The organism is Brucella pituitosa, from assembly GCF_003049685.1.
In the GTDB taxonomy this organism is placed as follows: domain Bacteria; phylum Pseudomonadota; class Alphaproteobacteria; order Rhizobiales; family Rhizobiaceae; genus Brucella; species Brucella pituitosa.
Map to the genome: position 1 here is coordinate 482322 of NZ_PYSY02000001.1, position 12552 is coordinate 494873.

Genomic DNA, 12552 nt, shown 5'->3' on the forward strand with positions numbered 1-12552 from the left:
GCCCCCCTTTACCTGACTTTTGCCCCCGCAAGTTATTCATGGATATGCCCCAGCCGCAGACCTTCGCGCACACGATGAGCTATCTTCAGGAAAGCTTCCGATTCCCGGATATCCAGTGTCCGATCCGGTCCCAGATCACAGTCGATGATTTCATGAATGCGGCCCGGACGCGGGCTCATCACGACGATCTTGGTCGACAGAAATACGGCTTCAGGAATGGAGTGCGTGACGAAGATCACGGTCTTCTGCGTTGCGGCCCAAAGTTTCAGAAGCTGTTCGTTGAGGTGATCGCGAACGATCTCGTCAAGCGCGCCGAAAGGCTCATCCATCAGCAGCATGTCTGGATCGAATGACAGTGCACGGGCAATCGATGCGCGCTGCTGCATGCCACCGGAAAGCTGCCATGGAAACTTCTTGCCGAAACCCGCAAGGTTCACCAGTGCGAGGTTCTTTTCAATAAGCAGTTTGCGCTCGGCAGCAGCATAGCCCATCACCTCGAGCGGCAGGCTGATATTGTCTTCGATGGTGCGCCATGGAAACAGTGCTGCCGCCTGAAATACATAGCCGTAAGAGCGATCAAGCCGCGCCTGTGCGGGCGTCTTGCCGTTGACGGTTACAGAGCCCGAGGTTGGCTGTTCAAGGTCGGCCACCACACGCATCAGTGTGGTCTTGCCACAACCTGACGGACCAATGAAGGAAACAAACTCGCCGCGCTTTATAGCGAGATTGATATTGGAAAGCGCATGGACCGGACCATCATTGGTCTCGAACACCAGGGAGAGATCCTTGATGTCGATCACGGTTTGTGCATTTTCCAAGCCCCTCTCCGGGGCAACGCTGTTTTCCAAATTCATGCGCATTTCCCGAAGCTGAGCTAGAGCCATGTATCAGACCCCTATCGGCATATGTTCGGCGCTGCGTTCCACCTTGCGCGGAGCAACGATTTCTTTCCATTGCGACAGGGCCCGGTTGGCTGCGCCGTTAGGCTCGCGTTCAACGAAACGACCATCGCCCGGCTGCGCTGTCACATGCCCCTTGTCGAAGGCGAGGCGACCGCGCGAGAACGTCTTGACCGGCAGGCCTTTCAGTTCGAAACCTTCGAACACATTGTAATCAATGGCAGAATGCTGCGTCTTGGCAGAGATCTTCTTGGTCGCTTCAGGGTCCCAGATGATGATATCGGCATCAGCACCCGGCAGGATCGCACCCTTTTGTGGATAGATGTTGAGTATCTTCGCAATATTGGTGGAGGTGACCGCCACGAACTCATTGGGCGTCAGACGACCGGTGCGAACGCCGCGTGTCCAGAGCACCGGCAACCGTTCTTCAAGCCCGCCTGTGCCGTTCGGAATCTTGGTGAAATTGCCAATGCCATGGCGCTTTTGCTCAGTGGTAAAGGCACAATGATCGGTCGCCACAACTTGCAGGCTTCCGGCAGCTAACCCGGCCCAGAGACTATCCTGATTGACCTTATCGCGGAATGGCGGTGACATCACGCGGCGTGCGGCATAGTCCCAGTCGCGGTTGTGATATTCGCTTTCATCAAGTGTGAGATGCTGGATCAGCGGCTCGCCATAAACCCGCATGCCTTTCTGGCGCGCGCGGCGGATTGCTTCATGCGCTTGTTCGCAGGATGTGTGCACCACATAAAGCGGAACACCGGCCTGATCGGCAATCATGATGGCGCGGTTGGTGGCTTCGCCTTCCACTTCCGGCGGACGTGAATAGGCGTGCGCCTCTGGTCCGTCATTGCCAGCAGCCAAAAGCTTGGCCTGCAATTGCGCAACGATATCGCCATTTTCCGCGTGAACGAGTGGCATGGCGCCAAGCTCGGCGCAGCGCTGGAACGATGCGAACATCTCGTCATCATTGACCATCAACGCGCCCTTATAGGCCATGAAGTGCTTAAACGTATTGATGCCGCGCTTCACCACTTCCGGCATTTCATTAAACGCGCGTTCGCTCCAGCCGGTGATCGCCATGTGGAACGAATAGTCGGTGCGGGCCTTGCCTGCTTTCTGGAACCATTCCTGCAGGGCGTCGAGCAGGTTGCCTTCCGGTCCGGGCAGAACGAAATCCACAACCATTGTCGTGCCGCCAGCAAGGGCTGCGGCGGTGCCAGTGTCGAAATCATCGGATGAATAGGTGCCCATGAAGGGCATCTGCAAATGCGTATGCGGGTCGATGCCGCCGGGCATGATGTAACAGCCCGATGCATCAATGGTTTCATCGCCGGTCAGATTATCGCCCACGGCAACAATCTTCTCGCCTTCGATGAGAACGTCGGCTTTAAAGGTGCGGTCTGCCGTAATCACGGTGCCGCCTTTGATGACCTTACTTGCCCCAGAACTAACCATGTTCGTCGTTCCCCTTTTTGGTTTTGTTGCGAACATTCAGCAGTATTGGATGGTGGGAATGCTAACTCACGATTTCAGCAGTCTCCAATACGGCATGAAGCAGCACATCAGCACCAGCCGATGCCCACTCCTTTGAAATTTCCTCGTCTTCATTATGGCTCAGGCCATCCACACATGGACACATAACCATGGCAGTTGGCGCTACACGATTGATCCAGCAGGCATCGTGTCCAGCACCCGAAACGATATTGCGGTGGCTGTAACCGAGCCGCTCGGCCGCATTGCGAATAGCAGTGACGCAGCCCTCATCAAAGGTGACGGGATCGAAATGGCCTGCCACTTCAATCTCGATGCCGATGCCAATTTCCTCAGCGATCGTCAGTGCTTCGGCCTCAAAACGCTCTTTCATGGCATCGAGTGTTTTCTGATCCGGTGAGCGGAAATCGACGGTGAAAACGATCTGACCCGGCAGGACATTGCGTGAATTTGGCGAGACTTCGATATGGCCCACGCCGCCAACGGCATCAGGCTGATGCGACATGGCGATCTCGTTGACAAGCTGCAGCATTTTGCCCAAGCCCAGGCTTGCATTTTTGCGCATCTTCATCGGCGTCGAGCCGGTATGTGCTTCTTTGCCGGTCAGGGTTACCTGCAACCACCACAGTCCCTGACCATGGGTGACGACGCCAATGTCCTTGTTCTCAATCTCAAGGATCGGGCCTTGTTCGATATGCAACTCGAACATGGAATGGATTTTGCGCTTGCCGACCGGTTCGTCGCCCTTCCAGCCAATACGCTCCAGCTCATCGATGAATTTCTTGCCTTTGGCGTCCGTGCGTTCATAGGCCCAATCCTGCTCATGCACACCGGCGAAAACGCCGGAAGCAAGCATTGCAGGCGCAAAACGCGTGCCTTCTTCATTGGTCCAGTTGACCACGACGATAGGGCGCTTTGTCTTGATATTGGTGTCATTCAATGTGCGCATGACTTCAAGTCCGCCAAGCACACCCAGCACGCCGTCATATTTGCCGCCTGTCGGCTGCGTGTCGAGATGGCTGCCCATATAGACCGGATCAGCATCCGCATCTTCGCCGGGGCGAAGGAAGAACATATTGCCCATCGTGTCGACGGTCATCGACAATCCGGCTTTTTCACACCACGACTGGAAAAGCTGGCGGCCTTCGCTGTCTTCATCGGTCAGCGTCTGACGGTTGTTGCCACCACGAATACCAGGGCCAATTTTGGCCATATCCATCAAGCTGTCCCACAGGCGATCGCCATCGACCTTGAGATTGCTGAAACTGGGATTGTTGCTGAGCACCATACGCTCTGCCTCCACATTTCAAGCATGCATCAACGGTGGCATTGCTGCCAGCGCTTCGCATGTTATGTTGTTCCCGCGACCCGGCTCTTTGGCCTCAATCTTCTTGCAGTATTTGCAAAAACTTGACTAGTTGGTCAAAATGCAGGCTAGAAGAGCGTTCGACAGCGGTCAAGCGGTTTTAAGAAATTTTGCTTCGTCAGAAGGTGTTAAATGGTCACAGATGCGACAGCTCCCGCCGAAGCAGGTGCGAACGAGAAGACGGAAGGTGCGACGCGCATTCAGGCGATCAACCGCAGGCTTATTCTGGACGCCGCCTTGGATGTTTTTTCCGCCTATGGCTTTCGCGGCTCAACAGTTGATCAGATCGCCGAAAAGGCAGGTATGTCGAAGCCAAACCTGCTTTATTATTTTCCGCGCAAGCAGAATATCTATGTGACGGTTCTTGAAGAAACGCTCACCGAATGGCTTGGCCCATTTGAGAGCATCGACCCGCAAGGCGATCCGCTTGAGGAGCTTCGCAATTATATCGCGCAGAAGCTTGAGCTTTCAGCAAAACGTCCGGAAGCATCCCGCCTGTTCGCCAATGAAATCCTGCATGGCGCACCGGCAATTACTGATTTTCTGAAAGGCCATCTGAAAGATCTGGTTGATGAAAAGGCGCGTGTCATTCATCGCTGGATCGAGGAAAAGCGCATTGCGCCGATTGATCCCTATCACCTGATTTTCACGATATGGGCGGTGACGCAGCATTATTCCGACTTCTCGGTTCAGGTCGCAGCCATACTTGGCAAGCGCACGGAAGAACCAGATTTTTATGAGCAGACGGCGCGCTCCATTGCTGCAGTCATTCTTGACGGTGTGCGTGTTCGCGACGATGTTTCGTCATCATGAAAACGATTCTTATTGCAGCAGCCATTGTCCGCGATGAAGCGGGCCGTTTCCTCCTCGTGCGCAAGCGCGGCAGCGAGATTTTCTTCCAACCCGGTGGCAAGATTGATGCGGGCGAGCAGCCTCAAATAGCACTCATCCGCGAGATAGAGGAAGAGCTTGGCATTTGCATTGACGAGAGCCAGTTGCGCTTTGCTGCAAAAATGTCAGCGCCTGCCGCCAACGAACTTGATTCCACAGTTGAAGCAGAGCTGTTTCATCTCACCCTGAAAGAAGGGCAAGTTCCTGCCGCTTCCAGTGAGATTGAAGAACTGATCTGGCTCAAGGCTGGGGATCAAAGCCGCCCTGTTGCCCTGCTTTCGCAGAGCATTCAGGCGCGGTTTTCGGATGCAGTTTAAGCACTCTCGACGCGATTTCCTTCGCCATCGAACAGATGGAGATGCTGTGCCGGGAAGCTCACTTGAACAGAACCCTGCGCATGAAGCGCATCGCGATCCAGCGTGAAAATCTTGAACGGCAATCCGTGCAGGCTGAGATGCAGAATAATGCCGAAGCCGGTCGGCTCGACCAGATCGACATCAGCCGTCAGGTCTGCTGAATTCTCGATATGTACATGCTCGGGACGAATGCCTAGCGTGGCGTTCGCGCCATCCTTGAGTTTTACCGGCTGCGGCAGCGCGATGAGCGTGCCGTCCTTGAGTTTCAGACGCGGACCACCATCCTGTTCAAGATAGGTTACGTCGAGAAAATTCATGGCGGGTGAACCGATGAAACCTGCCACGAAGAGATTGGCCGGGCGGTCATAAAGCTCCAGTGGAGAGCCGACCTGTTGCACCACACCACCATGCATGGCGACGATACGGTCGGCCAGAGTCATGGCTTCGATCTGGTCATGTGTCACATAGATGGATGTGGCTTTCAGCTCACCATGCAGCTTCTTGATTTCAGCCCGCATCTGCTCGCGCAGGCGCGCATCGAGGTTGGAAAGCGGCTCGTCAAAGAGGAAGGCCTTGGGCTGACGCACAATGGCGCGGCCCATAGCTACACGCTGACGCTGACCACCGGAAAGCGCCTTCGGGCGACGTTCCAGCAAAGGTTCGAGGCCAAGCTTTGTGGCAGTTGATTTGATGGCACTTGCGATCTTTTCTTTCGGCGTTTTGCGCAGCCGCATACTGTAGCTCATATTGTCGGCGACACTCATATGCGGATAGAGCGCATAGGACTGAAACACCATCGCAATATCGCGGTCTTTGGGTGCGAGTTCATTGACGCGCTTGCCGCTGATCTGCACCTGTCCCGAAGTAATGTCTTCGAGGCCCGCTATCATGCGCAGCAATGTGGATTTGCCACAGCCTGACGGGCCGACCAGCACAATGAATTCGCCATCTTTGATCTCAAGATCAACGCCGTGCAGAACAGCATGTTCGCCATAGCTTTTGCGGACTGACTGAATATCGATGGAAGCCATAGGGGAAAATCCTTTCAGAGCATTTCTTGTTTAAGATGGAACGTAAGAAATGCTCTATCTATTTGTTTTAACGCATGTCTTTATCCCAAAACCGGTTCCCACTTTTGGGAGACATGCTCTAGCCTTTGACCGCGCCAGCCGTGAGGCCCTGCACGAGATATCGTTGAATGAGGAAGAAGAAGAGACAGGCCGGGATCAGCGCGAGCACGCCCGCTGCCATCATCTGTCCGAAATCGACCGAAAACTTTGAGACGAAGCTCAAAAGCCCGACCGGGAACGTGGCTGAATCATTGCCGGAAATCAGCATCAGCGCGAACAGAAGCTCGCTCCACGCTGCGGTGAAAACAAAGCCGAGCGTTGCAGCAATACCGGGCAGGGTCAGCGGCAGAATGATCTGGCGGAAAGCCATGAACTGCGTTGCGCCGTCGATCTTGGCGGCTTCTTCGAGGTCCTTCGGAATGCCGTCGAAGAACGATTGCATCAGGAAGGTTGCAAAAGGCACATTGAATGCCGAATAGACGATGATGAGGCCGATCAGGCTGTTGGTGAGACCGAGCGGCGCCATGATCTTGTAGATCGGCGCGATCAGCATCACGAGCGGGAACATCTGCGTCAGCAGCATCAGCGCCACAATCCAGTATTTTGCACGGAAATTGAAACGTGACAGCGCATAGCCGGAGAGCGATGCCAACAGCGTAACAATGATGGCGGTTGAGCCGGACACGATCAGGCTGTTGCGGAAGAACAGCGGAAATGAGCTGTTATTCAACACATGGCTGAAGTGATCGAACGTCATACGCGATGGCCATAGCCGCACGCCTTCGCTGTAAAGCAGATCATTGGGGGTAACGGAAACCTTCACCAGCCAGAAGATCGGAAACAGCGCAAACAGGACGAATAGCAAAATGGCAATGCGATGCGCGCCAACAAGGAGGAGTTTACGGTTGGTCATGGCCTCAATCCTTGTTCAGCAGCGTCTGGCGCAACAGCACGATGAGCATCGAATAGACCATCAGCAGCACAAGCAGGACCATCGCAATCGCCGAGGCATAGCCGAAATCAAGCCGTTTGAAGGCCTGCGTGAAGATGTAGCTCGCGACGATCTGCGTCCGGTCGGCAGGGCCACCGCCGGTCATCACGACAATCAGATCGGCACTGTTGGCAATCCAGACGGTGCGCAGCAAAATGGTGATAGCCATGGTTGGCGCAAGGTAAGGAAGCGTGATTGAGAGAAAACGCTGGACGGGGCCAGCGCCATCAATGGCTGCCGCTTCATAAAGATCGCGCGGGATAGCCTGCAAGGCGGCCAGCATAGTGATGGCAAAGAACGGAATACCCCACCACACACCGGCGGTAATGATACCCCACATGGCCAGATTGGGGTCGGACAGGATGTTGTCTGGTGCGCTCAGAATGCCGATTGCATGTAGCCAGTGCGGCAGCGGGCCGATCACCGGATTAAAAAGCCACGCAAAGTTAAGACCTGTGAGGAAAGTCGGCACAGCCCATGGCAGGAAGATCAGCGCCTGTGCCAGCCCACGTCCGGCGAATGGCTTGTCGAGCAGCAGGGCAAGAATAAGCCCGAACACGAATTGCAGCAGCACCGAGCAACCGGTCCACCAGAGTGTGTTTTTCAAGGAACGATAGAAAGCTTGATCGGTCGCAAGTTCGCGGAAATGATCAAGCCCCACATAGCCACCCGAAAACGGGTTGAGCAACTGAATGTCGCGAAAGGCATAGGAGACGCCGAGGATCAGCGGAACCAGCATGACGGCGCCGATGAGGATCAGTGCGGGGGCACTGTAGAGATAAGGTTCGGAGGCGTGCGCAAGTCGCTGCAGAAAACTGCGGCGATCCTGCTTTGGCACGTCGTTGCGCACCGGGGCCTTTATGGAAGCGGTGTCGTTCATCATTTTTCCCTTCGCGGGGCTGCATCATTCGTTTTGCAGGCGTGGCTGTTCCACGCCTGCAAGCTGTTCATGTTGCTATTGCTTTGAAAGGTGCTTCTGCTGTGCCTTGGTCAGATATTCTGCCCACTGGTCGGCCAGCTGATCCGGCGTGATGTCGCCGAGAAGCGCTTCCTGCGAGGTCTTGATGACGAGCGAATCCTTGAAGAAGGCAAACTCTTCCAGATAGGTCGGCATGACGGTTGGAACGACGTTCTTGTCAGCCAGTTCATCGAACCAGCCCTTGAACTGCTCGCCGCTATAGAACGGATCGTTCTGAGCGGATTTGAGAACCGGCAAGGCACCGGTGCGCTTGTTCCATTCGATGTTGCCTTCCGGGCCTTCAAGCATCGAGATCAGCTTCCAGGAGAGGTCCTTGTTCTGGCTGCCACTCATCATCGACCAGCCGGCAAAGCCGATGGTTGGGAAGGTCTTGCCAGCCGGGCCCTTTGGCATGATGGCAACGCCGAAATCTTCCGGCTTCATGCGTTCGGCAATGGCGATCAGCGCATCCGGGTCTTGGTTGAGGAAGGCGCAGGTGCCGCTATAGAAACCGGCAACGGTTTCGTTGAAGCCCCAGTTGACGCTGTCCTTCGGTGCAAGGCCGTTCTTGTAGAGATCGACCATCCAGGTGATGCCCTTTTTCCAGCCTTCGCTGTTCATGGTCGAGGTGCCGTCTTCGTTGAAGAACTTATTGTCACCGGCCATGGATGCAGCAAAAATCACCCAGCCATTGAGGCCGCCGGGGCCACCACGCATACAGAACCCGGACTTGCCGGGAAGAGCGGCAATCTTCTTGGAGGCTTCGACAAATTCGTCCATCGTCTTCGGTGGCTCGGACACACCAGCCTCAGACAGCAGCTTCTTGTTGTAGAACATGGCGTTCAGATAGAAGCCGTAAGGCAGCGTATAGGCTGTGTTCTTGACGCTGCGGCCAAGCTCAAGCGCACGCTCGGTCAGGTCTGGCGTGGTTTCCCACTTTTCGAGATATGGTTCGAGGTTTTCCAGCATGCCATTATTGGCATAGAGCGAAACCCAGGTGTCCGGCATTTCCATGACGTCGGGAATTTCACCAGCCGAAACCATGGTTGCGAATTTCTGGAAGGATTCGCCCCATGGCAGCGAAATGATTTCGACTTTGGTGCCCGGATTGGCTTCCTCAAACTTGGCAACGATGGATTCAAGCGTCTTGGTGCGCTCCGGGCTGGTGATGACTTCAACAAGCTTCAGAGTGGTATCAGCAAGTGCCGTACCGCTCAAAAGCATGGTTGCGAATGCGGCTGCTATTAGTTTTTTCATTGCAGTTCCCCTTATTGCTCCTCACTAGATTTTCGTTATTCGGTCGATGCTGCGAGCGCTCCTTCAATATCCCGCCACAGCGCTTCCGTTCCTTCCAGTCCGACATGCAGGCGCACGGAGAGCAGGTCGATGCCGAACGTATGTGCTGAATTTGGCTGCGCCTTCTGCTGCAGCACGACTTCGCCCGGCACGATCAGGCTTTCATGTCCGCCCCAGCTCACGCCGAGCTTGAACAGATCGAGATGATTGCAGAATTCGCGAATGTTCACGCCTTCCCGGAAGATGACCGAGAACAGGCCGGACGTGCCCTTGAGCCCCGCAGGCAGACGATTGGCGAGTGCCGGGTGGCAGACGGTTTCAACCACATCCAGCGCCTGAAGACGCTTTGCAATTTCCAGTGCCGAAGCCTCATGCGCCTTCATGCGCGTCGGCAAGGTGCGCATACCGCGCACCAGAAGCCACGCATCAAACGGTGAAAGCTTGCCGCCGAGATATGGATAGGTTTCCGCGCGAATTGCATTGATCAGCTCTTTCGAGCCGGTCACGACACCGGCCACGACATCGCTATGACCACCGAGATATTTCGATGCCGAATGCACGACGAGATCAACGCCAAGCGACAGTGGGCGCTGGAAGATCGGGCTGGCCCAGCTGTTGTCGATGATGCTCAACACGCCATGCTGCTTGGCAATAGTTGCCAAGGTGCCGACATCATGGGCTTCCATGACCCAGCTCGTCGGGCTTTCCATGTAGAAGAGCTTTGCACCGGGCAGGGCTTTTGCAACCGCTTCCTCGTCACGTCCGTCGACATAATCGACCTGCACCTGCATGCGCTTCAGAATGGTGCCAAACAGGCGGAATGCATCCGGGTAGACATGGCGCACGGCAACAATGCGATCACCCGGATTGACGAAGGCCAGCACACTTGAAGAGATCGCAGCCATGCCGCTTGCAAAGCCCAGCGCGTCTTCGCCGCCTTCAAGTTTTGCCAGCATTTCTTCAAATGCCCGCACGGTCGGGTTGAGGCCGCGTGTGTAGATCGGGCGAACCTTTTCGCCGCGATAGGAGGCGACCATGTCGTCATAGCTTGGGAAGGTGAAAAGCGAGGTCTGCACGATGGGTGGAACCACGGCGTCGTATGCATTGCCTTCATCATGGGCAACCGTAAGTGCTGCAAAATCCAGCGGATCCATCCCGTCGGTCATTTGGACATTTCCTTGATGTCTTCCTCGACAATGTCGAGGATTTTGAGTGTTTCCTGCCGTGCGGCTTCAGGGTCCTGAGCCACGATGGCGTTAAAGAGCGTGCGGTGGAACGGAAAGGTCCGCCGCGCGAAGTCGATCCGCTCAAACGGATGATCCCAGAAGTGCAGGAAGGCTTCGCGCATCTGTTCGAGCAATTGTCTGAAAAGCGGGTTATGGGTCGCGTCGTAAATGGCGAGGTGAAACGCCAGATCTTCCGGGCCTGACGTGCCTTCCGCGATATGAACGCGTTCCATCTCATTGAGATTGCGTTCGATGATGATTAGGTCTTCAGTGGTGCGTTTGCGGGCGGCGACCATGCTGGCCTCGGCTTCGATGCCACGGCGCACTTCAAGCGATTGCAGCAATGCATCGCGCAATTGCGCGGGGTCGAACGAAAGCGGCATATGAATGGTTGCCGCCGAAATCGGCTTGAGCAGATAGGTGCCACTGCCTTTGCGGGCTTCGATAACACCTAGGGCCTGAAAGTGTCGGATTGCTTCGCGAATGGTGGAGCGCCCCACGGCCAGCGCGGTCATCAATTCACGTTCGGCGGGAAGGCGATCTCCGGCCTGAAGCTGCGCTGTCGCGATGTAATTGGCGAGCGCATCTGTTACCTGCCGGGCGCGATCCATCGGCGGCAATGGAGCTATCTGCAGCAGCCTGCGATCTTTCATTCTGCCTCCATTTCACAGATTGGCCCAGAGATCAGCCCAGAGTCTCAACGCGCAATCAGGTCAGAGCCGGTTCCCTTGTTGGTTCTTAAATTGGTCTGACATCATAGTAATATCGACAGGAATTCGGGGCTGTCAAGCATGGTTTATTTGCACGTGAATAGACTCTTCGCATGCGCATGCTTTTCCGATTGCGCTTTGGCATGCTTGCTCCTATCAATCGCCGGAAGAGGCAGCGCGTCCCAAAAAGTGCGAAGCGGTTTTTGGATAAGACGCGCTGAAAACGGAGTGCGGCATGCTGCATGCCGCGATGGAGGAAATACCCATGCAATTGAAGGCATCCGAGAAACGGGCGCTTGGCCGAACTGGTCTGACTGTAACAGCGCTTGGTCTGGGAACCGCGCCTTTGGGCGGACTGTATGCGCCGGTTTCGCGTGCTGATGCGGACGCTTTGCTGGAAGCTGGTTGGGACAGCGGTATCCGTTATTTCGACAGCGCGCCGATGTATGGCTATGGCCGTTGCGAACATTTGCTTGGCGATATGTTGCGCGAAAAGAGTGAGCGCGCGGTTGTATCCACCAAGGTTGGCCGCTTGATGACCAATGAGCGCGCTGGTCGCACCCTGCCACCAGCGCCGCCAAAGAATCCGCTTGATTCGGGCTGGCATAACGGCCTCAATTTCCGTGAGGTTTTTGATTACAGCTATGATGGCGTCATGCGCAGCTTCGATGACAGCCAGCAGCGTCTCGGCTTTCCAGAAATCGATCTTCTCTATGTTCACGACATTGGCCGCGTGACCCATGCCGACAGGCACGAGTTTCACTGGAACGCGCTGACCAGGGGCGGTGGTTTCCGTGCGCTGACCGAACTGCGCGCGGCAGGTAATATCAAGGGTTTTGGTCTTGGTGTGAACGAATGGCAGATCATTCGCGATGCGCTGGAAGAGGCTGATCTCGATTGCTCGCTTCTGGCTGGCCGCTACTCGCTGCTCGATCAGGTTTCCGAAAAAGAATTCCTGCCGCTGGCACAAAAGCGCGGCATGGCACTGGTAATCGCTGGTGTATTCAATTCAGGCATTCTCGCGGCACCGCGCGGCGGCGAACAGAAGTTCGACTATGCCGATGCACCTGCCGACATCGTTGCTCGCACCAATCGCCTACATGATATTTGCGATGAGTATCATGTGGCGCTTGCCGCTGCCGCCATGCAGTTTCCGTTGAGGCATGAGGCCGTCAGCTCCATTCTGATCGGTGTACGTTCACCTGAACAGATCAGGCAAAATGTGGTCTGGTTCGAACAGTCGATCCCGGATGAATTCTGGACGACGCTTCGCTCGGAAGGTCTCATTTCGTAAT

12 protein-coding genes are annotated in these 12552 nt (G+C 55.4%); 3 read left to right on the forward strand and 9 right to left on the reverse strand.

Going from position 1 to position 12552, the window contains the following annotated elements; all coding sequences use genetic code 11:
* Positions 1–32 precede the first annotated feature (32 nt).
* From C9380_RS02310 to C9380_RS02320, 3 genes are all read right to left on the reverse strand, one after another.
* The gene (locus tag C9380_RS02310) at positions 33–854 is read right to left on the reverse strand and encodes an ABC transporter ATP-binding protein (protein ID WP_024897848.1); all 822 of its coding nucleotides are present in this window, start codon (positions 852–854) and stop codon (positions 33–35) included.
* 33 nt (positions 855–887) lie between these two features.
* On the reverse strand, positions 888–2357 hold the full coding sequence (hydA, locus tag C9380_RS02315) for a dihydropyrimidinase (RefSeq protein WP_024897847.1): 1470 nt from the start codon (positions 2355–2357) through the stop codon (positions 888–890).
* 61 nt (positions 2358–2418) lie between these two features.
* A complete protein-coding gene (locus C9380_RS02320; RefSeq protein WP_128092917.1) occupies positions 2419–3681 on the reverse strand; it encodes a Zn-dependent hydrolase in 1263 nt (420 codons plus the stop codon).
* A 210-nt stretch (positions 3682–3891) separates the two neighbouring features.
* Between C9380_RS02320 and C9380_RS02325 the strand changes: the two genes are divergently transcribed.
* Both C9380_RS02325 and C9380_RS02330 read left to right on the forward strand, forming a co-directional pair.
* Positions 3892–4572: a TetR family transcriptional regulator C-terminal domain-containing protein gene (locus C9380_RS02325; protein WP_024897845.1), complete on the forward strand. Its 681-nt coding sequence runs from the start codon at positions 3892–3894 to the stop codon at positions 4570–4572.
* Positions 4569–4967 carry an NUDIX hydrolase gene (locus tag C9380_RS02330; protein WP_128092918.1) on the forward strand — a complete coding sequence of 133 codons (399 nt, stop codon included), beginning with the start codon at positions 4569–4571 and terminating at the stop codon, positions 4965–4967. Before C9380_RS02325 ends, C9380_RS02330 begins: the two co-directional genes overlap by 4 nt.
* On the opposite strand, the gene C9380_RS02335 is transcribed toward C9380_RS02330, so the two are convergent.
* From C9380_RS02335 to C9380_RS02360, 6 genes are all read right to left on the reverse strand, one after another.
* The gene (locus C9380_RS02335; RefSeq protein ID WP_128092919.1) at positions 4964–6037 is read right to left on the reverse strand and encodes an ABC transporter ATP-binding protein; all 1074 of its coding nucleotides are present in this window, start codon (positions 6035–6037) and stop codon (positions 4964–4966) included. The genes C9380_RS02330 and C9380_RS02335 overlap by 4 nt on opposite strands.
* A 118-nt stretch (positions 6038–6155) precedes the next feature.
* On the reverse strand, positions 6156–6989 hold the full coding sequence (locus tag C9380_RS02340; RefSeq protein WP_010658175.1) for a carbohydrate ABC transporter permease: 834 nt from the start codon (positions 6987–6989) through the stop codon (positions 6156–6158).
* Positions 6990–6993: 4 nt separating this feature from the next.
* Positions 6994–7947 carry a carbohydrate ABC transporter permease gene (locus C9380_RS02345; protein WP_100559768.1) on the reverse strand — a complete coding sequence of 318 codons (954 nt, stop codon included), beginning with the start codon at positions 7945–7947 and terminating at the stop codon, positions 6994–6996.
* Positions 7948–8022: 75 nt separating this feature from the next.
* Positions 8023–9282 (reverse strand): ABC transporter substrate-binding protein, encoded by a 1260-nt coding sequence (locus C9380_RS02350; protein ID WP_128092920.1) that lies wholly within the window; start codon positions 9280–9282, stop codon positions 8023–8025.
* Between the two features lie 35 nt (positions 9283–9317).
* On the reverse strand, positions 9318–10487 hold the full coding sequence (locus C9380_RS02355) for a PLP-dependent transferase (RefSeq protein WP_128092921.1): 1170 nt from the start codon (positions 10485–10487) through the stop codon (positions 9318–9320).
* Positions 10484–11200 (reverse strand): FadR/GntR family transcriptional regulator, encoded by a 717-nt coding sequence (locus C9380_RS02360; protein ID WP_111786842.1) that lies wholly within the window; start codon positions 11198–11200, stop codon positions 10484–10486. The genes C9380_RS02355 and C9380_RS02360 overlap by 4 nt, the downstream gene beginning before the upstream one ends.
* A gap of 322 nt (positions 11201–11522) precedes the next feature.
* On the opposite strand from C9380_RS02360, the gene C9380_RS02370 reads away from it, so the two are divergent.
* Positions 11523–12551, forward strand: a complete 1029-nt coding sequence (locus C9380_RS02370; RefSeq protein WP_111786841.1) for an aldo/keto reductase — start codon at positions 11523–11525, stop codon at positions 12549–12551.
* The last annotated feature ends 1 nt before the right edge of the window (position 12552 follow it).